The sequence below is a fragment of the Paenibacillus senegalimassiliensis genome (genome assembly GCF_001486585.1).
GTDB lineage: Bacteria > Bacillota > Bacilli > Paenibacillales > Paenibacillaceae > Fontibacillus > Fontibacillus senegalimassiliensis.
Genome location: NZ_LN909043.1, coordinates 345,008 through 370,224, shown reverse-complemented (window position 1 = coordinate 370,224; position 25,217 = coordinate 345,008). Strand labels below are relative to the sequence as shown.

The window sequence follows — 25,217 nt, the reverse complement described above, 5'->3', positions numbered from 1 at the left end:
CAACACCGAAATCAGTGCTTGACATGTGAGCAATGAGGCCCTACGGGTTCGTAGGGTTCTTCCGATCGCTATTGTTCCTGGATTTCCTGATTCAATAAATTCCTATAAGGTAGAAATTCACTCGCAAAGGCGACCACTTCGTTTCTCCAGAATCCCTACGCCCCTCCGTTCTATAGAAGTCTTTGGTCAAGCACTGATTCTTGGATTGAGCCAAACTTTCACTTTTGAATTTTTCAATGCGTCAGACTCGCCATAGCAGATTGAATTACCCCGCAGGAACGCTCAAATAGTAGCTGCTCCTCCGGAGATAATTGCAGCTCAAGCACTTCCTCAATACCACCCTCTCCAATAATCGCTGGCACGCCAATGCATACACCAGACTGACCATATTCCCCTTCGAGAACCGCCGATACGGCAATAATTTTATGATCATCATTGAGGATGGAACGTACAATATACGCCAAGGCATTCCCGATACCGAATTGAGTATTGCCCTTCCGGGTAAAGATTTCCCAGCCTGCATCCCTTGTCTTGCGAGCGATATCATCCAGATTCACATGAGCGAACCGCTCCTTGTGCTGCTCAAGGATATGCAATAATGGCTTTCCGCCAATTGTAACGTGTGACCAGGCGACAAATTGAGAATCACCATGCTCCCCCATCGCGTAACCATTCACACTACGCGGGTCAATCTCAAATACCTCGGACAGCAACGTCTTTAATCGGGCAGAGTCAATGGAGGTCCCTGTTCCGATGACCCGATTACGCGGAAAACCTGACACATCACGTACGATATGCGTCACAATATCCACTGGATTGGCTGCAATCACGAATACCCCCTGAAAGCCTCCCCCTACGATACGCTGTACGATATCTCGCGTGATCTTCTCTGCATCCTCCAATACGTCCAGTCTGGTTTGTCCTGGCTTGGGATTAGCCCCGGCCGTAAGCACAACCACATCGACGTCACTGCAATCCTCCATTCGCCCCGCCGAAACCTTGGTACGGGTTGAGGTAAAATCCATGCAATGCGAAAGGTCTAGCGCATTTGCTACCGCTCGCTCATAGGTTCGGTCAATCATCATAATCTCATCACTGATTGATTGATTAATCATGGAATAAGCGCAGGCTGTCCCTACCAAACCAGAACCAACGATGCTTACCTTTCTTGCTTTTCTAGCCATACCTCCGCCTCCCATCCATCCTGTTCGATGGCTCTATTATGTATTTGATTATAACTGAAATTTTGGCATGTGTCATATTAACTAACATCACTGACAGACTAGTTCATATCCTTTCAATCACACGAAAAAAGACTGCCGGGGGAACCCACCCCAGACAGTCTTGTGCAACAACTTTGCTAGTTCTTCATTCGAGGGTCCAACGCATCGCGCAAGCCATCTCCCATCAGATTGAAAGCCAACACCGTCAGCATAATTGATACCCCAGGGAAAACAACGGTCCACGGAGCCGTAGCAATAAATTGCCGTGAGTCGGACAACATCTTGCCCCATTCAGGAGCAGGCGGCTGCGCGCCCAGCCCCAGAAATCCCAAAGCAGCCGCTTCAATGATCGCCGTGGCAATTCCCAGCGTCCCTTGCACAATAATTGGCGTCAAGCTATTCGGTAATATATGACGGAGTAGGATACCGCTATCCTTCATACCGATGGAACGTGCCGCCGTAATGTACTCCTCATTCTTCAGGCCAAGCACCTTGGCCCTCACTAGCCGCCCATAGGTCGGAATGTTGACAATAGCAATGGCTAGCAAGGCATTTTGCAAGGAGGGACCTAGAATGGCGACAATAGCAATCGCCAGCAAAATGCTCGGGAAGGCCAACAAAATATCAAACATACGGGAGATGATCATATCTACCCATTTACCGTAGAAACCAGCCAAAATGCCAAGTAGCGTCCCCAAAATAATGGAGCCCACAACCGAGAATGTACCTACCCATAATGAAATGCGCGCCCCATATAGCACTCGGGTGAATAAATCCCGGCCCAAATCATCCGTACCGAACCAGTGCTCAGAAGACGGTGGTTTCAGCCGATCAGCCAGTTCCTGGGCCTTATAGTCATAAGGAGCAATGACCGGAGCGAGCAAGGCGATCAAGACAAAGAATACAATCATGATCAATCCGGCCATTGCAATTTTGTTCCTGCGGAAAGCTCTCCACGCATCGCGCCAAGGTCCGGAAACCTTCTCAGCCTGAATCACGGGTGCGTTATTCGTGCTCGTCGTAGCCTGTGCCATGGTTTCCCTCCTTTACCGATAGCGAATGCGCGGATCGACTGCTGCATACAGCAAATCCACAATCAAATTAATAAATACGAACAAGAAGGCAATAATCAGAATCCCTGATTGAATGACAGGATAGTCTCGAGAGCTAATCGCTTCGTAGATATATCTACCGACACCAGGCCAGGCGAATATCGTTTCCGTTAGCACTGCGCCACCGAGCAGAGCCCCTGTTTGCAATCCAATCACCGTGAGTACGGGAATGAACGCATTTTTAAGTGCGTGCTTATAGACGACGATGAATTGGGACAAGCCCTTCGCCCTAGCAGTACGAACGAAGTCAGAACTCATCACCTCAAGCATGCTGGAGCGGGTCATTCGGGCGATGACCGCCATAGGAATGGTACCCAGTGCTACACTAGGCAAGATTAAATGGCGAACTACCGTCCATAACTGATCCCAGCGGCCCGCGATCATACTGTCGATAAGATACAGATTGGTAACCGCCTCCACCGGATCTCGCTGATTCATACGGCCAATGGAGGGAAGCCAGTGGAGCTTCAGCGAGAAAATCCACTGTTCCATCAGCCCCAGCCAGAATATTGGCATGGATACGCCAATCAGGGCAATCAACATAGAAATGTAATCAAACCAGGAGTTTTGTTTCCAGGCGCTAATGATGCCTGCATTCACTCCAAAAAAGATAGCAAATGCCATTGCCGCAATCGTCAGTTCCGCCGTTGCTGCTAAATAAGGCGTAATTTCCTGGGCAATCGGAACCCTCGTACGGATTGATTGTCCCAAGTCTCCCTTTAGCAAATCCCCCATATACGTGAAGTATTGCTGATACCAAGGGTTATTCAGACCCAGTTGCTCACGGAGCGCCTCCTTGGACTGCTCCGTGGCCTTCTGGCCCAAAATGGTCTCGGCCGGGTCTCCAGGAATCGCATGAATAATAGAAAATACGATAATGGTCATGCCGATCAAGACAGGGATCATGATGAATAATCGTTTTAAAATATAAGCTTTCAAGTTGAGGCTCACCTGCCAGAGGCGTAAAGATACCGCCTGTTATTCAAAATGGATGTTGCTGTAATACTCGGTTCCCGTTGGTGCCGGAACATACCCTTTCAGGTTGGCCTTAGCAGCCAGCAGCGGTGTTGTATGCACGAGTGGAATCCAAGGTGCATCCACCTTAATGATCTCCTGGGCTTGCTTGTAAAGCTCTTCCCGCTTGGATTGCTCAGTTTCGGTTTGTGCCGCAACGAGCAACTCATGCAGCTCATCATTGGCATAATAGCTGTAGTTATTGGACGCGTCCTTGTCCAGCAGCGCATACAAGAAGTTGTCCGGGTCACCATTGTCACCAGTCCAGCCAAGCATGAACAAATCGTCCTTCTCCCCGGCTTGTGCATCATCCAGATAAGTCGCCCATTCCGGAGATTCAATATTCACTTTCACGCCAATCTTTTCAAAATCAGCCTGGATTACCTCAGCGACCTTCTTGCCATCGGGCATGTAAGGACGGGGTACCGGCATGGCATAGAAAGTGTACTCACCTGGCAAGCCATCAGCGTAACCCGCATCAGCTAACAACGACTTGGCTTTCTCCAAATCATATTCGTAATCGGTGATGCTGTCGTTATAACCCCACAGAGACGGAGGCATAGGATTCTTGGCCGGCTCTGCTTGACCTGCAAAGAAAGCATCAATAATGGCTTGTTTATTTACAGCATGGCTCAGCGCTTGTCTGACCTTCACATCATTAAACGGTTCTTTCTTCAGGTTGAAACCCACATAACCTACGTTGTTAGAAGGACGTTCAATCTTTTGCAACTCTGAATTAGCCTCCAGCGTGGCCAGATCGTCCGGGCTTAAGTCTTCCATCAAATCAATCTCGCCACTTTGCAAAGCATTGAAGCGGGCGGAGTTGTCAGGAATAGAGCGGACAATCACTTTATTCAGCTTAGGAAGTCCTTCCTTCCAATAGTCCACATTCTTCTCAAGGGTGATGGAATCGTTGCGCTTCCACTCCTTGAATACGAACGGCCCGGTTCCTACCGGCTCATTCTTGAAGTTCTCCTTCTTCTCTTGAATTGCCGTCGGGCTGGCAATACCAAAGGAAGTCATAGCCAAGTTTTGCAGGAATGGAGCCTGAGGCTGATTGAGTGTGATTTCTACGGTGCTCGCATCCGAAGCCTTAACCTCTTTGATGACGCGTTTGCCATCCGGACCAAACATAGAATCATAGTAATCAAACGAATCGCCTTCAAACTTGTATTCACTGGCTGGATCGGACCAACGTGTGAAGTTGAACACCACAGCATCAGCATTAAAATCAGTTCCGTCATGGAACTTCACGCCTTGGCGCAGGTTGAACGTATACGTCAAGCCGTCCTCGGAGACCGCCCAATCTTCGGCAAGGGATCCTTGAACCTCCGTGGTTCCTTCTTTATATTCCACCAAGGAGTCATACACTTGGTGCGCAATCTTGAGCGACTCCCCATCGGTGACGATTGCAGCATCCAGTGAAGCAGAATCTCCGCCGCGTCCAATGATTAACGTATCTTGAACGGATGCTGACGGTGTGTTCTCTCCCCCATTCGTCCCCGCGTTGGTGCCAGCGGCACCGTTGTTACTGCTCCCGCAACCCGTAAGGGCAACGGCCGCACTAAGCATCATAACTAAAACGACACTACTCCATCTCTTTACTCTCATATTGTGGCTCCCTTCTGAATCACGATTATTTTTAGGTGTTTATAAGAAGCCAGACCTAAGGCCCAGCTATAAACCATGGTTCATGCCCCTGTTGTTATCAAGCTAGATGAGTCTGGCCCGTGGCACGCATCTCTGTGAATAAATGACAGGCTGTCAGATGTCCTTGGTCCGTCTCCGCTAACTCGGGACGGTGCGTGTGGCAGACCTCCATCGCTTGGGGGCATCGCGTGTGGAACGCGCAGCCGATGGGCGCATTAGCCGGGCTCGGAACCTCCCCTTGCAGGATGATCCGCTCCGGCTTACGGTCTGGATCAGGCTCTGGCACGGCCGATAACAGGGCTTGAGTGTAGGGATGCTGCGGCTTAGTATATAATTTGTGCTTGTCAGCAATTTCCACAATCCGGCCCAGATACATGACAGCAACCCGGTCACAGATGTGCTTCACAACGCTAAGGTCATGCGCAATAAAGATATAGGTTAATCCGAACTCCTCCTGTAAATCCTGGAGCAGGTTAATGACTTGAGACTGAATGGACACATCCAGCGCTGAGACAGGCTCATCGGCCACAATCAGCTTTGGCTGCAACGACAGGGCCCTGGCTATTCCAATCCGTTGTCGTTGTCCTCCCGAGAACTGGTGGGGATAACGTTGCAAATGGCTTTGTGTTAGCCCTACCACATCAATGAGCCGCTGGATCATCGCCTGGCGTTCTTTCGCATTCCCCATACCGTGTACAATCAGTGGCTCTTCCAGAATCCGCTGAACAGTATGACGTGGGTCCAGAGAAGAGAACGGGTCCTGGAACACGATCTGCATGTCCTTACGTGTACGTCTCAGTTCTTCCGGGGAAAGTGCCGTAATCTCTTTCCCGTCGAAGATCACCTTTCCCTCGCTGGGTTCAATCAGACGCAGGATGGAGCGGCCTGTCGTCGATTTGCCGCATCCACTTTCTCCAACCAGTCCAAAGGTTTCCCCTTTGCGTACAGTGAAGGAGATATCATCTACCGCTTTGACCAACTGCGGAGACTTGCCAAACCATCCTCCACCGATCGGGTAATATTTCTTCAGATGTTCGACTTGCAATAACGGTTCACTCATACGACTTCCTCCTGTGGCGTTTCATGAAGCCAGCACCGGCAGCTATGCGCCGATTCGCATTCCTGAAGTTCAGGAAGCTTCTCCAGACATACGGGCATGACATTCTCACATCGTTCGGCAAAGCGACAGCCCGTTAGCTCCGTGTTCAAAATTGGCACGTTACCGGGAATGGAGAACAGACGCCTGCGGTCTTCATCCATACGAGGCACGGATTTGATCAAGCCTTGCGTATAGGGATGTAGTGGATTTTTGAAAATATCATGCACGCTGCCTTCCTCCACTACCTTCCCTGCATACATCACCGCTACCCGGTGACACATCTCCGCAACTACGCCAAGATCATGGGTAATCATCATCACAGCCGTGCCGTTCTCTTCGTTCAGACGTCGAATCAAATCAAGAATCTGTGCCTGAATAGTTACATCCAGCGCGGTGGTGGGTTCGTCGGCAATCAACAATTCAGGGCTACAGGAAATCGCCATCGCAATCATGACCCGCTGCCGCATACCGCCAGACAATTGATGCGGGTATTCGTCGATGATAGCTTCTGGCCGCGCGATGCCAACCCTTCTCAACATATCGATGGTATGCTCCCGCGCTTCCTTCTTGCTGAACTGACGATGTAGTCGAACCGATTCTCCGATTTGCTGCCCTACGGTGAACAACGGGTTCAACGAAGTCATGGGTTCCTGAAAAATCATGGAAATGGAGTTCCCACGGATAGAGCGCATTTCACGTTCCTTCATCGCAACGATGTCCTGCCCCTTGAACAAGATCGAGCCTCCGGTAATTCTACCGGGCGGCTGCGGAATAAGTTTGAGTATGGACAGGGAGGTTACGCTCTTCCCACAACCGGATTCGCCTACAACACCCAAGACTTCTCCGGGATTAACATACAAATTAACGCCATCAACCGCAGGGATTTCACCTCGATCAGTAAAAAAGTGTGTGTGCAAATCCTCAATCTGCAAAATGGGTTGAATCATGTCACAACCTCTTTTCCTCACAAAAATAAATAGACAAAACCATCCACTAGTTGTGGACAATTGTGCATCAACTCTTCTTTGCTGCAATATACTAAAGAAAGAGAAAAAACGATATTTTATCAGCAAATTATCGCTATAAATTCGCTTGATTCGGATAAATTAAATGTCTCTCCACTATGGACATATGTGTGTTGTTGCTTCTTTGCTGTATTTGGATAAAGTGATGAGTAAAATCATCTCGCTGTTCGAGGCTATATCATGCATCACATTAGTTCTACTATATGTGACAGATAATCGAACTGAGGTCAATTTTCGTGTGAGGTATACTAACGCGAAGGATGAATTGGTTTATTTGTTAAGTTACTTTACATTATTTTTACGTTAGAGACAATACAATTTTTTCTATTTCTCTCCTTATATAAAAAAATTTCCAATCTCCCTTTAAACTAGAAATTAAAAATTGAGATAATTGAGATAATAAGGTTCATAGAGTACAATGCTAGTAAGCGCTTCAAAATTTCATAGGGAAGGTGATCAGTTTGAGTTTCACGTTGGAAATCGGATCCAAGGCGCCGGACTTTCTGTTGCCGGCTACGGATGGCCAGACTTATTCCTTACAGAGTTTCTCCGGATCTCCGGTGCTTGTCGTGTTCTTCACCTGCAATCATTGTCCTTACGTCGTTGGTTCTGACGAAGTCACACGTCAGACTGCCGAGAAGTTTAAAGAGCATGGTGTTACTTTTGTCGGCATTAATGCCAATAGCGAAATTACGCATCCGGATGATTCCTTTGAGCACATGGTCAAACGGATGGAGGAACAACGTTTTCCTTGGGTCTATTTACGGGATCGTACACAAGAGGCCGCGAAAGCCTACGGCGCTCTACGGACACCCCATTTCTATGTATTTGATACCGACCGTAAGCTGGTATATACCGGCCGCGGGGTAGATAACCCGCGTGAGGTTAGCAAGATGACAACCAATGATCTTGAGCGTGCTTTGTCCGAGCTGGTCTCTGGCAAGCCGGTTTCTATTTCCTTAACAAATCCTATTGGCTGCAATGTCAAATGGGAAGGCCAAGATGCTCACTGGATGCCAGCGGACGCCTGCGATCTGGTATAGAACAAGCTACTCTTATCCGCACGAAGCCGCAGAGCTGACACTCTGCGGCTTTTTTGTATGATTTCATTTTGCGATAGACTGCGTAAGCCGAAGTTCCCCCTCCAGCAACCAGGCTTCCCGAAGCTGTTTTCCTGGCTTGGCTTGCAAAGAAAGTCCCTCTTCCAACATAACTATTTTTTGTGGATAGGCGGCATAGCTCTTGATACGAATCCCGCCCTGCTCCTCGCTCAAATATCCGTTAACGCATCTCAGCTTGCCGGAGGCTGCTCGGTACACATAGGCCGTCGTGCCAAATCCGAGTAGGTAAGCCACAAGCTCTTCCCCCATGTCCCAATCATCTCCGGTTACACTGGAGAACAGGGCGGCAAAGAGGGGATCGTCCGCATTCTGGAATACCGACTGACCGAAGCGGTTCCGAGACAACATCGGCATATTCAAATTAGGTGCCACTACGCTAAAGGTGGAAGCCGCCTCTCCCGGCTGCAACTGTCTGGGCGTGGAGCTAACGTTCCAATCATAGCAGTTGAATACCGCCATCGTGGCCCGGTAGGAGGCTTCAAGATATTCCGGATTCCCCAGATGCTCGTAAGCCACCCGCGAGGAAGCCGCTACTAATCCACCCCATAACGAATGGATCATGTAGGACAACGCTTCCCACCATCGATCCGGATTCTGTCCCCGATAATCGTTGCTGAAGCCGATGTTGGCCAAAATTAATTGTCCGTACTTCTCGGCTTCTTCGCTCAAGCCAAGATGCAGCAGCGTTTCACAGGTTGGGCCAAATCCAGCATTATCATAGAAATGCTCGGTTACGGCCCCGGCGAACTGACGTGTATCCTGGCTCAATCGCTCGCCAAATCTCTCCCAGAGGCCCTTTAGCTTGTCGTACCATCGTTCCAGCCCTGCCGCCTTCAAGCCTGTCAGCAAATCATCGATGTACATGATAAACACGCCACTCAGCCCCGTTTCGTCCTGCTCCCGTTGTCCCGCATGACAAGCCGGATCAAGCCGGATGCTCATCACCTCGGCGGCCCACTGCAAATACGTCTGTGGTGAGTTCAGCTTCAAGAGCGTATCATCCATTTGCGAGAGCAAGTAAAAGACATGGGCGATATAGTCCAGGTCAAAAATGCGGTAAAACGATCCGTATAAGGCGCGAGGTCTGGTGAAATCACCGTCTTCAAACCAGTGATTTTTCAAATCAAGCACCGCTGAAGCCTCTGCCTTGTGCACCTGTTCGGCCACCGGAGCGGCCAGTTTGTTCTTCATCAGCAGGAAGTTTAGCTTGCCCAGAGACTCCCCTTGATTGGATAGGGGCAAGAAGGCATGAGGCCTTCCCCCCTGCCCCACCTCATCATAACTATGTTGGCATAACCACTCCGCCCGCTTCTCCAACATTTGATCAATCGGCTCCAGGACGTTCCAGACCAAGATATCTCTACGTCCATCTTCCATGATTAATTCCAGCCTGCGTTCCCCCGGGTCATGCGGGTGATATCGTATTTGATAGGTTCCTTCGGCCTGCGGCTCATTCATAGTTACTAGTCCTGTTATATCTTCCGCAACCAGACGGCGTTCTCCAGCAGATTGCCGATCAGCCGTGACCAGACGAAGGGATTTGACCTTTTGTCCCATCGCCAGCTCCAATTCCGCCTCGAATTGCCCGCCTTCCGTCAACACCGGCGTATAAGACCAGCGAGGATGGCCAAGCTCCAGCGCCCTGCGGTAGAAGTCCTCTCTCCCCTGACAGGCTGTAAATACATATTCCCAGCAGAGCTGTTGCCCTGCCTCCAGCATCACCGAACGGTAATTCTCCTTGTAAATCCAGTCTGTAGCCACCAATTCCGGCATGGAGGCTCCGTTCTCCACCAACCCCAAACGATGAAACACAACCCCATCCAAAGAAGGCGACACCTGCTCCAGGAAGCGGTTCTCATAGCGGCAGAAGGAGCCAAAGGCGGCCGTAGTGCCCTCTTGCCCGTAAACGCCCAAATGCGGGGCTTCATGGCTGCGCCGGATAGCAGCAAACTTGGCAAAGTCTCCACCTGTATGAGCAAATAGCGCACAGGACTGCTGCATATTGCGCAGTACATTCTCGTCTCGGAACATGATATAGGCTAATGGGAACCATACATGCAGACCGTCCAGGCTGATCGGCACGTCCAGTGTGTTGCGGCAAGTAATATTCCAGCGCAGTCGCTCTTCCTCCAAGGTATAGACCAAGTCCACCTCCAGCATTTCCGTATGGAAGCCAACCGTCAGGCCATTCTCGCTGGCCTGAATCCTGGTTGGAATATAATCACTGCTGTTGATGGTCTTCCCCTGGGCCACAGCACTCCATTCCCCGAATAACTTGTCAATCGTGTCCGAATACCCGGCTTCGAGCAAATATTCCGGGTCCACGACCCAGTTCATAGCGCTGGGGTCATCCTTGAACCGAAGACTCTTCACCGCGCCGCGAGAAGTAAATTCTACTGCGAATGTTGCATTTTCCAGTATGTTCATCAGACTCCTCCACCCTCCCTCAGTCGGCTGATTTACTTTTTGACCCCACTCAGGGAAATGCCCCCCAGAATCAAGTTTTGTGTAAAATAGAACAGTGTGGCCGGGAACAGCACCGACAGGCAGGAGATGGCCATCAGCTTTTCGTATTCGATATTAAAGGCGTTCTTGAACAAGTTAATCCCGAGGGGCAAGGTGTACATGCTCTGGTCGTTAATAAAGATCAGCGGAGTCAAGAACTCGTTCCAGCACCACACAAAATGAAATACGCCAATCACTACTACAATCGGTCGGCACAAAGGTAAAATAATACGTTGATAAATTTGCCAGCGGTTGCATCCATCAATCTCCGCTGCTTCATCCAAATCCTTGGGGATGCCCATAATAAATTGTCTGGCCAGGAAGATGAAGAAGGCGGAACCAAAAGCTCCGGGCAAAATCATCGGCCACAGCGTATTAATCAGCCCCAGCTTGTTATATTCGATATAAAGGGGAATCGCCGTCACATCCCAGGGAATGACCATCGTTCCGATGACTAGCAAAAATAACGAGTTCCTGCCCCAAAAGTTGATTCGCGCGAACCCGAAGGCAACCATCGTGGCCGACAGCATGGCCAGCGGCGTAGACACCCCTACTACAATCAGTGTATTGAGCAAGAACCGGCCAAATGGCTGGGCATTCCACGCGTTGATAAAGTTGCTCCACTGGAATGATTCTGGCAGAAGCTGCGGCTTTGCCGTAAAAATATCCTCCGGCAGCTTAAGCGCCGTGGACAACATCCAGGCAATCGGGAACAGGAAGGCCGCTGCTGTCAGCCAAATCAGCATTTGAAATATTATGGTGTGTATTCGTTTCTTGCCTATAGACGTCTGCATCATCGCCCACCTCCGTCCGCTTCGTAGTAAACCCAGTATTTGGATGACTTCAGAACCAGCCCGGTCAGCAAGACTACCAGAATGAACATGACCCAAGCCATGGCCGATGCATAACCCATCTTAAAATGAGTAAACGCGTTACGGTAGACATGCAAAGAATAGAAATAAGTCGAGTTGGCCGGTCCACCGCCCGTCAGCACGAAGGCCAGTACGATGGTCTGGAAGGATGAAATCAGACTGGTCAATATGTTGAATAAAATGGTTGGCGTGATCAGTGGCAGCGTAATATTGAAAAATTTGCGCCCCGGCCCCGCCCCATCGATATCCGCAGCTTCATAATATTCTGAAGACACGGAACGCAATGCCGACAGGTACAACACCATCGGCGAACCAACGCCCCAAAGAGCAATGAACACCAGCGCATATAAAGCCACGTTCGGGTCAGTCAGCCAATGTACGCGTGGCAAGCCAACCAGTTCGAGCATATAATTGACCGGCCCAAAATCATCATTCAGCATCCAACTGAAAATTAAGGCCAACGTCACACCCTGAATTAAGGATGGCAAATAGAAGATGGCTCTAAAAAACTTGATTCCATAAGTGGCTCGGTTCAGCAATACAGCAATCACGATAGCGAACACCACTTGAAGTGGCACCATCAGGAATACATATTTGAATGTGACCCCCATCGCCTTGAAATAAAACGGATCACTCGTAAACATATGAACATAATTTTCAATGCCGATAAATTGAGGACTTCCCGTCATATTCCACTCCGTAAAGCTGATCACCAGGGAGAAGACCAGTGGAAACAACATAAGCAACATAAATCCAATTAGCCAGGGGGAAATAAAGAACAATCCGGCCAAGTTCTCGCGCCGTTGCTTTCGTCTTCGTGAACGACGCACCCCGGCTAAATCCGGCTTGGTCCTGGTCAATTTTGCCTCTGCTAACATCTCTCGCATCACCTCAATCGTGTTACTTTACTTCAAGACAGCCTGCGCCTGCTCTGACACCTCGCCGAGCGTCTTTGGAATATCCGCATTTCCGTAGAAAATCGCTTGTACGGCCGCCCGAATTAAATCCTCGGCTTCGCTCCATCTTTCATGCCGCATGCTGGCGACCAGCTTATCCGTTCCTGCCAATTCCTTCGCAAAGGCTTCGAGATAAGGATCGGTAGCATATCCATTCTCCTCGTCCACGGCAATCACCGGGGAGAACGCGAACTTGTCCGCTGTAATGATCTTGATGCCTTCCTCTCCAGACATAAATTTGATCAGTTCCCAAGCGGCTTCCTTGTTCTTCCCGGATTTTGGCATAGAGTAACCCGACGTATGGATAATGCCCTTTAAACTGCCCCCCTCAGGAAGAGGATGCGTCACGGTGCCAATATCAAGCTTACCGTCCTTAAGCATATCGCCGAGCGGCCACATGCCGTTATCGAACATGGCAATTTGTCCGGTCTGGAACGACTCCAGTCCATTGTTGGTGCTGAATTTGCCAGCCGAATTAATCTTGGAAGAGGCATCGTATAATTGCTTGAGGAACGTCATGGTTTTAATATTTTCAGCGCTATTCAGTACCCCTTGGATCGTTGTTCCATCGTCGCTAACCATATCTCCGCCATTACTCCAGAAGTACGGTTGCATCGTCATTACATCATCCGGGGTCATAATAAATCCGTATTGCCCTGGCTTGGTGAGCTTCTGCACCGTCTCAACAAATTGATCCCAAGTCCACCCATCCTGTGGATACGGAACCCCGGCATCATCAAATAGCTTCTTGTTGTAATAGATAGCACGCGTGGAATACGTCGTGGGCAACCCCCACAGCTTCCCGTCATATTTCATATAATCCATAATAATGGGATAATACATGTTCAAGTCATAGCTATCCTTGTCTACCCAGGTTTGCATATCCTCCAAAGCGCCACCTGGGACATACAGCGGATAATTCCAGGCCATAAATACGTCGGGAGCCGTCTCGGAGGCAAGAGAGGTAAGCAGCTTCTGGTCGTAATTGTCCGGTACGGATTCTACCTTCACTTTAATCTCAGGATATTTCTCCATAAAAGCATTAATCGCGTTCTGATAGGGTTGAAGCGTCTGTCCCGAGTCCCAGGTCATAAACCGCAGGGTTACTTCCTCCTGCTTACCGGAAGCGGCGCTTCCGTCTTCGCCAACATTGACACCGCTTTCATTTTTGCCGCCACAAGCGCTCAATAACCCGATGCACAATACAGAGATTAAAGTAAAAACCACCCATTTCTTGCTCTGTTTCAATACGAACCCCTCCTTCAATGTATGGTTATTGCTATATGTGAACTTGCCGGGTGAACCATGATTTCCCTTGATTATCCCCGGAAAGGAGTCATCACTTTCTAAATCTAAACGTTTAGATTTTTGTTTAAAAAGAGACTTCCGGCTTTAGCCCATCTCTTTCTGCTGACGTGGAGGCGCTACAGACTCCCGTTCTGTTAACCGGCATACCGGCATTGGCGGACGGGCCGTGCTCTTCCCCTGCATGCGCTCATGCAGCGTTTGCATCGCCAGGTAGCCCATTTCATGGAGCGGTAAATCCATCGTTGTGATCTTGGGAGTCAGATAGCCGCTGAACTCGCGGTTATCGAACCCAATCAGCGAGACATTCCCGGGGATATCGACACCGAGTTCCTTGGCGGCTTCCAGCACACCCACTGCCATCACGTCATTCATCGCCAAAATGGCGGTAGGTGGCGTCTCCATAGTCAAAAGTTCCTTAGCAAGCCGGTAGCCGGATTCCTTCTCCCAATCTCCCATTTTGATCAAGATCGGGTCGAACGGAAGCTCAAACTCGGTCACGGCTCGATAGTATCCATTCAACCGCAAACGCGAGGGAGTAGAGTCCATTAGCCCGCTGATAACAGCGATTCTCTGATGACCCTTCTGAACAAAGTGAGACATGGCTTCATAGGAGGCTTGCTCGTCATCGTATTGAATCGAAATATCCTCTTGTGTATAGGCATAGGTGTAGATAATCGGTTTTCCTTCGGGATCAATCAATCCGGTCAAATCACGCGGATGGACACCGATATAGATCATTCCATCCACCTGCTTGCTAAGCAGCTCTGACACCGCATTTTCCGCGTAAGCCCGATAGCTGTCCACCTGGCTGAAATCCCGGCCGATCCGCTTGTCCAGCCGCAGGTTAGTCAGCAAAATGTAGAGATCATGGCGATCTCCATAGTCGTTGATCCCGTCGATAATCTCCGGCGTGTTAAATACCGTGACATCCTCGGCAATTACTCCAATGGTATCCGTACGCCGCCGCTTGAGGCTCTTGGCAATATTATTGGGCTTGTAGTTCATCTCCGCTATGGCGGCCAGCACCCGTTCACGCGTCTTCGGACGGACATTGCGTGTCCCGTTCAGTACATAGGAGACGGTAGCGGTAGATACATTCGCTTTCGCTGCAATATCTTTGATGCTTGGATGACTCATGCTCATGCTTGTCCCCACCTCCTTCCATAGCTTCGCTAGAAGCCTGGTGAACATAATTTAAATCTAATCGTTTAGATTTCCTATTTTTTATATATCACAACCCCAAATATGCTGCAAGCGTTTTCCGAAAAAACAAGTACACACTCCGGTATTTTCCCCAAACCGCTTGAACTTCCGTTCGCTTGGAGTTATAATGTTTCTTGCTTAGCTTTTGCGGGTGTAGTTCAATGGTAGAATGCCAGCTTCCCAAGCTTGAGGCGAGGGTTCGATTCCCTTCACCCGCTTTCCAAGACTTTTCAGCCTTTTTTGTTTTGTGTTTACGTTGAAACCCTATTATTAAATCAAACACACTAACTAATTGCCAACAAGCTATTAGGAGGTGTGTTTTTTGTCGTGTTAATTAAATTTGCAGTACAGGACTGTCTTCAGGACAAAAAATGCAAGAATACGAAATCACTATAAATAGTTTTATATTTATACAAAGCAAAAAGAAGCAGCAGTTTGCTACTTCCCAACGGCATAATATTCCATAATATTCCAAGCAGTAGAATAGGCTTTAAAGGGCGGTCGGCTAGTTTCCCGGAAGGGAGGTGATGCCATGGAAGTTAAAGACGCTTTAACAATTATGATCGGTTTCAGTTCGCTAATTATCGCGCTACTGACGCTAGTAGTTACAATTGTTTTAGCGATCCTTAGCCAAAAGAAATAGACCGCCCTATGGGAAAGGTTTCGGTCTAATTCTAAATCATCCCTATTAAGTCTATCGCCCTTAAAAGCGGCTATTGCTATGGAGTCATGTTCGCGCATGGCTCCTTTTGTATTATCTATACTTAGTTTAAACGTTTGTTTAAATGATTTCAATCTGTTTTGGCTCATTTATTATTTTTACACTTAAAACTTAAGAATTAAACATACCATGTTCTCATTCTTAGCAGTCTGTACTGCGAATTTCCCTCAACTTACCGTCAGCGGAGTCAATAACTAGCAACTTTATCTTCTGTCTTTCGTTGTTATGGTAAGAAGAAAAGAAGGAGGGACGAATGGATATGGATGTAATCAACAAGCCAACCAAGCCTTTGCTTCTTGCCGCCGCTACTCTTGCTGTAGTGGTGATCGCAGGTTGCTCTTGGAAAGACAGCTCGAAGCCACCATCCGGCGCCATTTCTGAGCATCCTGAGCAAGAGACTTCCGTCGAACAGTCTGCTAATACCCTGAACGAGCCCTTTACCAATGGCTTGACCTTCCTCACCGAACGGAACGACCATGGAGATTTGGTGGCCGTGCCTCTAGGGCTGGCCAAGGATCAATACAGTATCATCTCGGGTCCTGCAATTGAATTGCAAGGCACCACCTACCTCAACGTGCATCTGTTCTATGGTGACCACAATGCCATGAACGCACTGATTGCTCATGATCCAACCACAGAAACCGTGCAAACCCTCTGGAGCGAAACACTTAACGGCTCTGATAACCGTTGGAACAATGCTTTTATGGACAGTTATCGGCTTCTGCTTCCACTAGATAGTCATCGCCTGCTCTTTTTGGAACCGGACCTAACGGAGGAAGGGGGACAATATCACTTATCCGCCTATGATGTGCGGACAGGCCATGTAGAGCGGTTGCGGTCCGACTTCTGGCCGCTTGGGGATGAGTATGACTACATTTATAACTTCAACTGGAACGCCGATAAGCAGCAATTGTTCATGCAAAGTTATTTAGGAAATGTATGGTTCTTTGACCTGCAAGATGGAGACGACCAGGTCCATTCTTGGAAATACCGGGTTATCCCTCATTCGACCACCGGGATGCCCTCCCTGTTCCTGTCTCCAACCTTCAAACGCTTTGTATTCGACGACGAAAGCGGGAAGCTTAGTGTCTATAATAAACAAGGCGTCTTGCTCAATACCATAGCCCTCCCGGTGGACCATTACGTTCCATCCGAGAAAATGAAATGGAATCCTGCCGGTACAATTGCCTGGATGGAAGAGGCGGAGGTGGAAAACTATCGTGTGCTAGGCATCGATATCGACTTTTTACAAATTGCCCCACAGCAAGTAAACTTCTATGACCAGGACGGGCACCCATTAGGATTTATCCAGGCTGAGCAAGGCAAGAAGAACTCTGCGATAGAAGTAGTCGGCTGGATAGACGATAATGTGGCCGTAATCAAGGCCTACAGCGTCGTTGCGGGAGCCTTAGGCGGCTCCACACCGAAGGTCGAGGATGAAGCTTATTATCTGTACGATGTAGCAAGCAAGAAGAAAGGCGCTACAACCGCAACCGTTCCTGAGGGGACAATAGGAGTTGCAGGCTCTCAAACCTTCCCTGTAGAGGATGAAAGACCTGTCACAGTCACTCACGACGAAATAATTTTCAAGAAAAAATGATAGTTTGCCCAGGGGTACTCGCGCTCCCGCGTGAGGCCCCTTTCACCATTCTCGAGAGCTACTATATGTAGGCTACTCCCTCAAATAAGCTCCATTCATTTTACAATCCTCAATGTACTCCCTTCCCCAATCCGTTAGTCCATTAATCGTTGGGTAAAGCCCTTTCCCCAGTTCAGTCAGAGAGTATTCCACTTTCGGCGGAACTTGATTATAAGCCTCACGGTGAACAAGTCTGAAGCTTTCCAACTGTTTTAATTGTTTAGTCAGCGAGGCGTGCGTTAAGCCATCAAAATTTCGCAACAGCTCATTAAAACGTATGGGACCGTCCTTTAGAAGAAAAATGATCTTAAGAGCCCATTTACCAGACAATACTTTCTGAGCTGTGGTAATTGGACAAGTAAGATCAGAGCTATTTAACTCGATCACGTCAACTTCACCTCTTCTTGTATTCTAAATCCATTACATATACTATTTTATCCTTACGATACAAAAATATCGTACTATCAATATCAATCATAATAGACTATTGTGAAGTACGAATCAAATAGAAAATAGAGAGAGTAGGGATAATATGTCGGCAGATCAAGGAAGATTTAGTGGCAAGGTTGCTTTGGTTACAGGAGCGAGTCGAGGTATTGGGGCTGAAATAGCTAAGAAATTAGCCGCTGGAGGAGCAGCATTTATTGGAGTTCATTACGCTAATAACCGAGATGCAGCTCTGAAAGTTGTGGATGAAATTCAAGCTTTGGGTTCCAAAGCGGTCGCTCTGCAAGCAGAATTAACGGATGGAATTTCTGCTGTAAATAAGCTATGGGCTTCGTTTGAAGAAGCTGTACGTTCAGAGGTTGGAGCTGTGCAATTGGACATCTTAATCAATAATGCAGGTATTGCCCCATCCAGTCCTTTTGAGGAAACCTCACTGGAAACATTTGAAGATGTCATTAATGTTAATGTAAAAGCTCCATACTTTCTTACTCAATTAGCTAGTCCACATATTAGAGATAATGGACGAATCATTAATATTTCTACTGGTTTTACCCGCGTAGCCGGACCAATGCATACTCTTTATTCAGCATCAAAGGGAGCCATTGAAACCCTTAGTTTAGCCTTGGCTCCACATTTTGCTTCAAGAAATATTACCGTTAATGCGGTACGGCCTGGAACTACAGATACGGAAATGAACAAGGATTGGCTGGTAATTCCAGAAGCTTATGCTCAAGCTGCTTCCGTTTCTGCTTTTGGAAGAATTGGCACGACGGAAGAGGTTGCTGATGTAGTTGTGTTTGTAGCATCTGAGGAAGCGCGCTGGGTTACAGGGCAATACATTGATGCCACCGGAGGCAGCCAGTTGTAATCGCGATAAAAACAAGGGACTGGCATCCATCGCCAGTCCTTTTTATTGCTAGTTACTTATTGCTTAAAGCTGACTGAAACACACCCTTAGCAAATTGCACGACGGTGCTCCGGGGCAATAAGCGTGGTAGTTGAGCCATCATATAATTTTTTCTTCCAACGATGATGTGGCTACGTTTTTTTCCTAGTCCTTCAAAGGCAGCATTCACAACATCAATTGGCTCCATACGTTTACTTGTCAAGCTATCCGTACCGGATACAGCATGAAATGAACTCTGCGTTTCTCCCGGGCACAGTGCAATGATTTGAACGCCCGTGTCATTATATTCAGCCCATAACGCTTCTGTAAATGAGAGGACATAAGCTTTAGTGGCACCGTATACAGCCATATAGGGCGCTGGTTGAAATGCGGTCATGGAAGCCACGTTAATAATTATTCCTTCTTTTCTCTTAGCCATGGGACTAATGAATAAATGCGTTAATTCAGTTAAGGAAGATACATTGAGATGAATCTCTTGCTGAATACGAGCCGAAGTGATGGAATGGAATTCCCCCATAGTTCCAAATCCCGCGTTGTTTACAAGTATATCTACTGTCAGACCACGCACTTCAACTTCTCTGGCTAACTTCTCGGCAGCGTGAACTGCAGATAAATCGATGGAGAGGGGGACTATCTGAACAGAGTAGGCGGAGTGCAATTCTTCTGCTATTTGTTCTAGCTTATCCTGGGAACGGGCGACCAATATTAAATGACATCCTTTCTTTGCGAGCTCGGTAGCAAACACTTTCCCTATCCCCGACGAAGCACCTGTTACCAATGCTGTTTTATTTGCAAAATTCATATACAACCTCCTAAGATTTTTAATAGATTAAATGATTAATTATTTGATTATTATGTGTAAAAGAAAACTTTCTCCACTTGATGCAAGAAAGTTATAACTGGTCTTCAAAGGCTTTAGCTGGGTCACTTGATATGCTCTCAACAGCATGAATAATAGCTTTAAGCTGGTCTATTACCGAGTTCTCAAGAGTTAAGCTGTAATAGACCTCGGTCTTCTCTTTTGAAGAGTCCAAGATCCCCGCTTGCTTAAGTATTTTTAAATGGTGAGATATGGCTGGCCTGGACAAATGAGATTGCTCTACAACTTGGGCGACGTTCATTCGTTTAGCTATCATAAACATCATTAGAATATCCTGCCTTACGGGATCAGCAAGTGCTTTGAAAATATCGGTAGACTGGCGAATCTCATGAAGAAGAGCTTGTTTCTTTTCTAAAAGTACATCTTGTTTTGACACGTTAATGAACCACTCTTTCAGATTAAATGTTTAAATGTTTGATTATTTCTATCAATTTAACATATCCTTTTTAAAAGAGCAAATTGCTTTAGCGGTACTCGCGCTCCCGCGCGAGACTCCGTTCACCACTCTGCCTGGCGCAGACTGGCTCACTTCGACGAACCCTTAGGGGTTCTTATCCCGATGGAACGACAAAAGGCTCCTCAAAAAGGAGCCTTTATACTTTACGTCCCAGAAGGGGTACTCGCGCTCCCGCGCGAGACTCCGTTCACCATTCTGCCAGGCGCAGACTGGCTCACTTCGACGAACCCTTAGGGGTTCTCATCCCGATGGAACGACAAAAGGCTCCTCAAAAAGGAGCCTTTATACTTTACGTCCCAGAAGGGGTACTCGCGCTCCCGCGCGAGACTCCGATCGCCAGTCCGCCGGGCTCAGACTGGCTCACTTCGACGAACCTTAGGGGTTCTTATCCCGATGGAACGACAAAAGGCTCCTCAAAAAGGAGCCTTTATACTTTACGTCCCAGAAGGGATTCGAACCCCTGACCGACGGCTTAGAAGGCCGTTGCTCTATCCAGCTGAGCTACTGGGACATGACAATCAATTATGTATGCGTATTTCCGCGCAAAAAAAAGGATGCGTTAATCATTATAGCGCATCCCTTATACTTTTACAAAGCACTTTTTAGCAAAAATGCCACTGTTATTCAGAAGGGAGCTCCTCCAGCTTGGAGATAAGTTCTTCTTTGCTAAGCAGGTTCTCCAGAAATTGCTGACGCTGAACGGCCGGCTCTGGCCACCCCCGGTCTCCAAATTGCTCTTCTTCAAGTTCAGAGAAGGCCTGGTGGAGATTGTTATCGAACCAGTCGATCTCAAGTGCCGCTTCACTTCGAACCATGCGAATGATTTCATATCCAGGCCCCTCGGTGGAACGACTTACATAGACATATAGTTCGGGATCGCCCACCGCACCGGGATACACCCGCAGCACCGCGCAAGGCTTGCCTTCATGCTCGTCAGTTCGCAAATATTCTGCGTCCTTAATGTAGTACATCCTCTTCGCCCCTTGTATTAAAATCGTTCCCGTCATGGAGAGCCTGAATCAGCCCCGAGTGTTCCATTTGAGCACGAGTTCCTTCGGTGCCCAGCGTATAGATTTCCTTATATACCTGACTCAAGTGACTGTGGTAGCCACGGTTCACTTCAGCCTCCGGGGAATCCGGCCATGGATAGGTGAATCCAAGGAAGCCATTCTCTTCCTTTTCCCCGATCTGCTTCAGCCAACGTCTGAGCCGTTCCGCCTCCTCCCAGGTTGCGCTCACGACCCACTCGTAAGCGGATGCCGCAGGGTTCTCTTGCAGCCAGCGCCCTTGCACCGATACATAATAGAGTCTTCTTTCCATCTGCCTCTCCTCCTTGTCCACTAAGCCTTTAGCCTCTAGTTTTCCATAGTGGACAGACATTTTATGCCGATGTTCGGCATAATTTGTTAATACTTTTCACCCGGTCGGCCAAGGTGAATGCAAGCAGTGGAGAGAGGAGATTAGAGAAATGTGCGGAATAACTGGATTTATTGAATGGAACCGGGATTTGACTGGACAGTCCGATCTATTGTTGAACATGACCTGTCAATTGGAAAAGCGGGGGCCGGATGCCCAGGAAACCTGGATTTCCGGGCCCTGCGCTTTTGGCCATCAACGTCTCAGCGTGATGGACCCGGCTAACGGAGCTCAGCCGATGATCGCCTATGAGGAAGAAGCAGTTTTTACAATTGTATATAACGGAGAGATTTACAATGCTCCCGAATTGAAGGCAGAATTGCAACGCAGAGGACGGGTCTTCCGGACCCAATGTGATACTGAGGTGCTGCTGCAATCGTATATTGAGTGGGGACCTGATTGTGTATACCGATTGAACGGCATTTTCGCCTTTGCCATCTGGGACAGTATTCGGCAGCATGTATTTTTCGCTCGGGATCGGCTAGGGGTCAAACCGTTATTCTACAGTGAAGTGGATGGAACGTTTATCTTCGGCTCCGAGCCCAAATCAATTTTGTGCCATCCCAAAGTAGAGCCTGCCGTCGGACCAGAGGGACTTGCCGAAATCTTCGTGATGGGTCCCGCCCGAACCCCTGGGCACGGCGTATACAAGGACCTGAAGGAGCTCCGCCCCGGCCACGTCATGATTTACAGCCGCAACGGTTTGCGCAAATATGCCTTCTGGAAGCTGGAGGCAGAGCCTCATGCGGATAATACCGACGAGACAGCCGCCAACATTCGCCGGTTGCTGCAGGATACCATGGACCGGCAATTGATTTCGGACGTGCCGGTGTGTACCTTGTTATCCGGGGGTCTGGATTCCAGTGCCTTGACGGCGCTCGCGGTTGATTACTATAAGCGTACGGGGCAAGGCCAGGTCCACACCTATTCTGTCGATTACGTAGATAACGACAAACACTTCCATGCACACAGCTATCAACCTGGCGCCGATGGGCCCTGGATCAAGCGCATGGTGGAGGAGTTAAACACCTCCCATCACGCCATTAGCTTTGACACACCTGAACTGGTATCCGCACTGCCGGATTCTACTATTGCTCGCGATCTGCCCGGCATGGCCGACGTAGATGCTTCCCTGCTGCTCTTCTGCAGGGAGATCAAGAAGAATGCAACGGTGGCCATTTCGGGAGAAGCGGCGGATGAGGTATTCGGCGGCTATCCATGGTTCCATCGTGAGGAGTTGTTGAACTCCGGCACCTTCCCGTGGTCCATAGCAACCGACCTGCGAGCCGACCTGCTGTCGCCGGAGATTCGGGCATGGATCAAGCCGGAGCAATATATCCAGGATCGTTATCAGGAAGCGGTAGGGGAGACGCCAACGCTGGAAGGGGAGACCCCGGAGGAGGCGCGCATGCGGGTCATGTCTTACCTCAACATCACGCGCTTCATGCCAACACTGCTGGATCGCAAGGACCGGATGAGCATGGCTGCAGGCTTGGAGGTCCGGGTCCCTTACTGCGATCATCGACTCGTGCAATATGTGTGGAATATTCCGTGGTCCATCAAGATGACCGGCAACCGGGAGAAAGGTATTTTGCGCAAGGCGCTTGAAGGTGTCTTACCAGAGGATGTGCTCTACCGCAAGAAAAGCCCCTACCCTAAAACTCATAACCCCAACTATCTTGCCGCCGTCCGCGATCAAATGCTGGCTATTCTGGACGACCCGACCTCTCCCATCCTGCCGCTGATTAACGCAGATAAAATTCGTGAGATCGCTGCCTCCAAGGAATCCTCGTCCAACTTGCCCTGGTTCGGCCAGCTCATGTCAGGACCGCAGCTATTCGCCTACCTGTCGCAGGTTAATTTATGGCTTACCCAATATAACGTTTCAATTCGTTAGGTCCAATTGAACAGAAGGCTGAATGGAGCCATCCCCGCCCCATTCAGTCCTTTTCATTTCATCGCCAATTTCAAATTGACAGAAGATCAGGAGGTGTAATATGTTCATGAAAGAACAACAAAAGAGAGGATAACCTTTATGACGTTTCAAATCGCTGGCTTCGTCAACAGCATAATCAGTCGGAAGCTGAATGTCTTATCTGTCCGCGTACTGCAAGGAGGACAACCCCTGGCACAATGGGACTTAGATCACGACACACGTAGGCTACAACATTCAATTAGCAAATCTTTTACCTGCATGGCTGCTGGACTTGCCATAGCCGACGGCAAACTGAGTCTGGATTCGCAACTAAATGACTTTTTTCCTCATTACGGAAAGAGTGCAATAAATTCGCCCTATCCTCCAGAAGAGTTAACCCTCAATCATTTGTTGCAAATGGCCTCCGGCCACGACTCCCCGCCTCTTTGGGCTGAAGACCGCGATAGGCTACAAGATAAGGACTGGGTTCAATATTACATGTCCCTTCCTCTGGATCGGATGCCTGGACAAACCTTCACTTATAGCAGTGGCGATACGTTTATGATTTCATCTATGGTACAAGCAGCGGTCGGGGAGACCGTCCTGAGCTATTTAACCCCCAGGTTATTTGAGCCGCTGGGCATTACGGAAGTAAGATGGGATGCGTCACCGTTTGGCACCACACTTGGCTGTACGGGATTGTGGATCAGTTGTGAGGAACTAAGTCGCTTTGGACAACTGTTGCTCCAGAAAGGTCGTTGGCAAGGAAACTCTTGCATTCCCGAAGACTGGATTAACGACGTAACAAGAGCGCAGATTGATACGCCTGGATCAGGCGACTGGGCACTAGGATATGGCAAGCAATTTTGGATATGCACAAACAATGCTTACCGGGCTGACGGTATGTATGGACAGTTCTGCATTGTGCTTCCGGAACGGGAGGCTGTCATAGCTATTCAAAGCCAAGAGGAAGATATGCAAGGCATTCTCGATGCCGTCTGGACTGAAATTTTGCCTTGGCTTTAGACAAGTCCTTCTTATTTCATATCACGAGAAAAGGCTGTTATCCTGAGATGCTCTCGGGATAGCAGCCTTTATTTTTTAATTCTTGTACCCGTAAGATGACTACACAGTCAGCTTGTCGATCAGCTTGCGCAAGGCAGAGCCCCGATGACTGACCGCCTGCTTCTCCTCCAGCGTCAGCTCGGCGAACGTCTTCTCATAGGCCGGTAGATAGAAGAGCGGGTCATAACCGAACCCGCCACCGCCCGCCGGTTCTGAGGTAATCCAGCCTTCCGCCTCACCAGTCGCCTCAATAAACTGGCCGCTGGCCGGATCATACAGCGCCAGATGGCAGACAAAGCGAGCCGGACTTAGCAGCGGCTGTTCCGTATCCTCGCCCAGCCGGTGCTTCTCCAGTTCCGCCAGTAGCTTCTCGTTGTTGTCGGCATCGCTGGCGCCTTCCCCGGCATAACGCGCAGAATACACGCCTGGAGCTCCGTCCAGTTGATCGACGCACAGACCGGAGTCATCAGCGAGAACCGGCTTACCCAGTGCATCGCCTACCGTCTTCGCTTTCTTGCGGGCATTATCGGCAAAGGTCGCCCCGTCCTCCACGACCTCGGGAATGTCCGGGTAGTCAGCCATGCTATGTACCTGCTTGTTCAGCGCCGACAAGGCATGGGCAAATTCACGCACCTTGCCTGCGTTACCGGTGGCAACAATGACGATTTGTCCTTCAATCATG

Annotated in this window: 24 protein-coding genes and 2 tRNA genes; 8 read left to right on the top strand and 18 right to left on the bottom strand. The window is 48.8% G+C overall.

All coding sequences use genetic code 11. From position 1 onward, the window contains the following. Window positions 1-233 precede the first annotated feature (233 nt). From BN3279_RS05490 to BN3279_RS05465, 6 genes are all read right to left on the bottom strand, one after another. Complete coding sequence (locus BN3279_RS05490; protein ID WP_059049613.1) at window positions 234-1,184, bottom strand: L-lactate dehydrogenase; 951 nt, start codon at window positions 1,182-1,184, stop codon at window positions 234-236. Between the two features lie 176 nt (window positions 1,185-1,360). Further along, window positions 1,361-2,257 (bottom strand): nickel transporter permease, encoded by an 897-nt coding sequence (nikC, locus tag BN3279_RS05485; protein ID WP_059049612.1) that lies wholly within the window; start codon window positions 2,255-2,257, stop codon window positions 1,361-1,363. A 12-nt stretch (window positions 2,258-2,269) separates the two neighbouring features. Next, window positions 2,270-3,274: an ABC transporter permease gene (locus BN3279_RS05480; protein ID WP_059049611.1), complete on the bottom strand. Its 1,005-nt coding sequence runs from the start codon at window positions 3,272-3,274 to the stop codon at window positions 2,270-2,272. Between the two features lie 39 nt (window positions 3,275-3,313). Beyond that, entirely contained in the window at window positions 3,314-4,960 is a 1,647-nt protein-coding gene (locus tag BN3279_RS05475) for an ABC transporter substrate-binding protein (protein WP_059049610.1), read from the bottom strand. Window positions 4,961-5,057: 97 nt separating this feature from the next. Continuing rightward, complete coding sequence (locus BN3279_RS05470; RefSeq protein WP_059049609.1) at window positions 5,058-6,059, bottom strand: ABC transporter ATP-binding protein; 1,002 nt, start codon at window positions 6,057-6,059, stop codon at window positions 5,058-5,060. Then, complete coding sequence (locus BN3279_RS05465; RefSeq protein WP_059049608.1) at window positions 6,056-7,045, bottom strand: ABC transporter ATP-binding protein; 990 nt, start codon at window positions 7,043-7,045, stop codon at window positions 6,056-6,058. The genes BN3279_RS05470 and BN3279_RS05465 overlap by 4 nt, the downstream gene beginning before the upstream one ends. A gap of 539 nt (window positions 7,046-7,584) precedes the next feature. On the opposite strand from BN3279_RS05465, the gene BN3279_RS05460 reads away from it, so the two are divergent. Then, window positions 7,585-8,166, top strand: coding sequence for a thioredoxin family protein (locus BN3279_RS05460; protein ID WP_059049607.1), 582 nt, complete (start codon window positions 7,585-7,587; stop codon window positions 8,164-8,166). Window positions 8,167-8,229: 63 nt separating this feature from the next. Here the strand turns inward: BN3279_RS05460 and BN3279_RS05455 are convergent, their stop codons facing one another. The 5 genes from BN3279_RS05455 to BN3279_RS05435 form a co-directional block, all read right to left on the bottom strand. Continuing rightward, a complete protein-coding gene (locus BN3279_RS05455; RefSeq protein WP_059049606.1) occupies window positions 8,230-10,671 on the bottom strand; it encodes a hypothetical protein in 2,442 nt (813 codons plus the stop codon). A 32-nt stretch (window positions 10,672-10,703) separates the two neighbouring features. Further along, window positions 10,704-11,543 carry a carbohydrate ABC transporter permease gene (locus tag BN3279_RS05450; protein WP_059049701.1) on the bottom strand — a complete coding sequence of 280 codons (840 nt, stop codon included), beginning with the start codon at window positions 11,541-11,543 and terminating at the stop codon, window positions 10,704-10,706. Continuing rightward, window positions 11,543-12,499, bottom strand: a complete 957-nt coding sequence (locus BN3279_RS05445) for a carbohydrate ABC transporter permease (RefSeq protein ID WP_059049605.1) — start codon at window positions 12,497-12,499, stop codon at window positions 11,543-11,545. Before BN3279_RS05445 ends, BN3279_RS05450 begins: the two co-directional genes overlap by 1 nt. 27 nt (window positions 12,500-12,526) lie before the next feature. Further along, the gene (locus BN3279_RS05440) at window positions 12,527-13,825 is read right to left on the bottom strand and encodes an ABC transporter substrate-binding protein (protein WP_059049604.1); all 1,299 of its coding nucleotides are present in this window, start codon (window positions 13,823-13,825) and stop codon (window positions 12,527-12,529) included. A 144-nt stretch (window positions 13,826-13,969) separates the two neighbouring features. After that, entirely contained in the window at window positions 13,970-15,022 is a 1,053-nt protein-coding gene (locus BN3279_RS05435; protein WP_059049700.1) for a LacI family DNA-binding transcriptional regulator, read from the bottom strand. Window positions 15,023-15,235: 213 nt separating this feature from the next. Here BN3279_RS05435 and BN3279_RS05430 point away from each other — a divergent pair. The 3 genes from BN3279_RS05430 (at window position 15,236) to BN3279_RS05425 (ending at window position 17,409) form a co-directional block, all read left to right on the top strand. After that, window positions 15,236-15,306 (top strand) — tRNA-Gly (locus BN3279_RS05430). A 314-nt stretch (window positions 15,307-15,620) separates the two neighbouring features. Continuing rightward, a complete protein-coding gene (locus BN3279_RS23940; RefSeq protein ID WP_187377740.1) occupies window positions 15,621-15,731 on the top strand; it encodes a putative holin-like toxin in 111 nt (36 codons plus the stop codon). Window positions 15,732-16,062: 331 nt separating this feature from the next. Next, the gene (locus BN3279_RS05425) at window positions 16,063-17,409 is read left to right on the top strand and encodes a hypothetical protein (protein ID WP_059049603.1); all 1,347 of its coding nucleotides are present in this window, start codon (window positions 16,063-16,065) and stop codon (window positions 17,407-17,409) included. A gap of 72 nt (window positions 17,410-17,481) precedes the next feature. On the opposite strand, the gene BN3279_RS05420 is transcribed toward BN3279_RS05425, so the two are convergent. Further along, entirely contained in the window at window positions 17,482-17,835 is a 354-nt protein-coding gene (locus BN3279_RS05420; protein WP_082672947.1) for a winged helix-turn-helix transcriptional regulator, read from the bottom strand. 145 nt (window positions 17,836-17,980) lie between these two features. On the opposite strand from BN3279_RS05420, the gene BN3279_RS05415 reads away from it, so the two are divergent. Next, window positions 17,981-18,763 carry an SDR family oxidoreductase gene (locus tag BN3279_RS05415; protein ID WP_059049602.1) on the top strand — a complete coding sequence of 261 codons (783 nt, stop codon included), beginning with the start codon at window positions 17,981-17,983 and terminating at the stop codon, window positions 18,761-18,763. Between the two features lie 52 nt (window positions 18,764-18,815). On the opposite strand, the gene BN3279_RS05410 is transcribed toward BN3279_RS05415, so the two are convergent. Both BN3279_RS05410 and BN3279_RS05405 read right to left on the bottom strand, forming a co-directional pair. Further along, a complete protein-coding gene (locus tag BN3279_RS05410; RefSeq protein ID WP_059049601.1) occupies window positions 18,816-19,604 on the bottom strand; it encodes an SDR family NAD(P)-dependent oxidoreductase in 789 nt (262 codons plus the stop codon). Window positions 19,605-19,695: 91 nt separating this feature from the next. Then, a complete protein-coding gene (locus BN3279_RS05405) occupies window positions 19,696-20,058 on the bottom strand; it encodes an ArsR/SmtB family transcription factor (protein ID WP_232436763.1) in 363 nt (120 codons plus the stop codon). A 183-nt stretch (window positions 20,059-20,241) separates the two neighbouring features. On the opposite strand from BN3279_RS05405, the gene BN3279_RS24335 reads away from it, so the two are divergent. Then, a complete protein-coding gene (locus BN3279_RS24335; protein ID WP_262362518.1) occupies window positions 20,242-20,373 on the top strand; it encodes a hypothetical protein in 132 nt (43 codons plus the stop codon). 203 nt (window positions 20,374-20,576) lie between these two features. Here BN3279_RS24335 and BN3279_RS05400 read toward each other — a convergent pair. The 3 genes from BN3279_RS05400 to BN3279_RS05390 form a co-directional block, all read right to left on the bottom strand. Next, a tRNA-Arg gene (locus BN3279_RS05400) sits at window positions 20,577-20,650 on the bottom strand. A 109-nt stretch (window positions 20,651-20,759) separates the two neighbouring features. After that, window positions 20,760-21,110 carry a hypothetical protein gene (locus BN3279_RS05395; RefSeq protein ID WP_059049599.1) on the bottom strand — a complete coding sequence of 117 codons (351 nt, stop codon included), beginning with the start codon at window positions 21,108-21,110 and terminating at the stop codon, window positions 20,760-20,762. Continuing rightward, the gene (locus tag BN3279_RS05390) at window positions 21,097-21,459 is read right to left on the bottom strand and encodes a hypothetical protein (protein ID WP_187377739.1); all 363 of its coding nucleotides are present in this window, start codon (window positions 21,457-21,459) and stop codon (window positions 21,097-21,099) included. Before BN3279_RS05390 ends, BN3279_RS05395 begins: the two co-directional genes overlap by 14 nt. A 148-nt stretch (window positions 21,460-21,607) precedes the next feature. Here BN3279_RS05390 and asnB point away from each other — a divergent pair, with 148 nt between their 5' ends. Both asnB and BN3279_RS05380 read left to right on the top strand, forming a co-directional pair. Beyond that, entirely contained in the window at window positions 21,608-23,452 is a 1,845-nt protein-coding gene (asnB, locus tag BN3279_RS05385) for an asparagine synthase (glutamine-hydrolyzing) (protein ID WP_059049598.1), read from the top strand. Between the two features lie 138 nt (window positions 23,453-23,590). Continuing rightward, a complete protein-coding gene (locus BN3279_RS05380) occupies window positions 23,591-24,496 on the top strand; it encodes a serine hydrolase domain-containing protein (protein ID WP_059049597.1) in 906 nt (301 codons plus the stop codon). A 99-nt stretch (window positions 24,497-24,595) separates the two neighbouring features. On the opposite strand, the gene BN3279_RS05375 is transcribed toward BN3279_RS05380, so the two are convergent. Next, window positions 24,596-25,216: an XTP/dITP diphosphatase gene (locus tag BN3279_RS05375; RefSeq protein ID WP_059049596.1), complete on the bottom strand. Its 621-nt coding sequence runs from the start codon at window positions 25,214-25,216 to the stop codon at window positions 24,596-24,598. Window position 25,217 lies beyond the last annotated feature (1 nt).

Coding starts and splice junctions, on each gene's coding strand:
- BN3279_RS05410 (WP_059049601.1), bottom strand. CDS start 19,604: ATGAATTTTGCAAATAAAACAGCATTGGTAACAGGTGCTTCGTCGGGG.
- asnB (WP_059049598.1), top strand. CDS start 21,608: ATGTGCGGAATAACTGGATTTATTGAATGGAACCGGGATTTGACTGGA.
- BN3279_RS05470 (WP_059049609.1), bottom strand. CDS start 6,059: ATGAGTGAACCGTTATTGCAAGTCGAACATCTGAAGAAATATTACCCG.
- BN3279_RS05455 (WP_059049606.1), bottom strand. CDS start 10,671: ATGAACATACTGGAAAATGCAACATTCGCAGTAGAATTTACTTCTCGC.
- BN3279_RS05390 (WP_187377739.1), bottom strand. CDS start 21,459: ATGGAAAGAAGACTCTATTATGTATCGGTGCAAGGGCGCTGGCTGCAA.
- BN3279_RS23940 (WP_187377740.1), top strand. CDS start 15,621: ATGGAAGTTAAAGACGCTTTAACAATTATGATCGGTTTCAGTTCGCTA.
- BN3279_RS05445 (WP_059049605.1), bottom strand. CDS start 12,499: ATGTTAGCAGAGGCAAAATTGACCAGGACCAAGCCGGATTTAGCCGGG.
- BN3279_RS05425 (WP_059049603.1), top strand. CDS start 16,063: ATGGATATGGATGTAATCAACAAGCCAACCAAGCCTTTGCTTCTTGCC.
- BN3279_RS05380 (WP_059049597.1), top strand. CDS start 23,591: ATGACGTTTCAAATCGCTGGCTTCGTCAACAGCATAATCAGTCGGAAG.
- BN3279_RS05490 (WP_059049613.1), bottom strand. CDS start 1,184: ATGGCTAGAAAAGCAAGAAAGGTAAGCATCGTTGGTTCTGGTTTGGTA.
- BN3279_RS05395 (WP_059049599.1), bottom strand. CDS start 21,110: ATGTACTACATTAAGGACGCAGAATATTTGCGAACTGACGAGCATGAA.
- BN3279_RS05415 (WP_059049602.1), top strand. CDS start 17,981: ATGTCGGCAGATCAAGGAAGATTTAGTGGCAAGGTTGCTTTGGTTACA.
- BN3279_RS05465 (WP_059049608.1), bottom strand. CDS start 7,045: ATGATTCAACCCATTTTGCAGATTGAGGATTTGCACACACACTTTTTT.
- BN3279_RS05375 (WP_059049596.1), bottom strand. CDS start 25,216: ATGATTGAAGGACAAATCGTCATTGTTGCCACCGGTAACGCAGGCAAG.
- BN3279_RS05475 (WP_059049610.1), bottom strand. CDS start 4,960: ATGAGAGTAAAGAGATGGAGTAGTGTCGTTTTAGTTATGATGCTTAGT.
- BN3279_RS05450 (WP_059049701.1), bottom strand. CDS start 11,543: ATGCAGACGTCTATAGGCAAGAAACGAATACACACCATAATATTTCAA.
- BN3279_RS05435 (WP_059049700.1), bottom strand. CDS start 15,022: ATGAGTCATCCAAGCATCAAAGATATTGCAGCGAAAGCGAATGTATCT.
- nikC (WP_059049612.1), bottom strand. CDS start 2,257: ATGGCACAGGCTACGACGAGCACGAATAACGCACCCGTGATTCAGGCT.
- BN3279_RS24335 (WP_262362518.1), top strand. CDS start 20,242: ATGGAACGACAAAAGGCTCCTCAAAAAGGAGCCTTTATACTTTACGTC.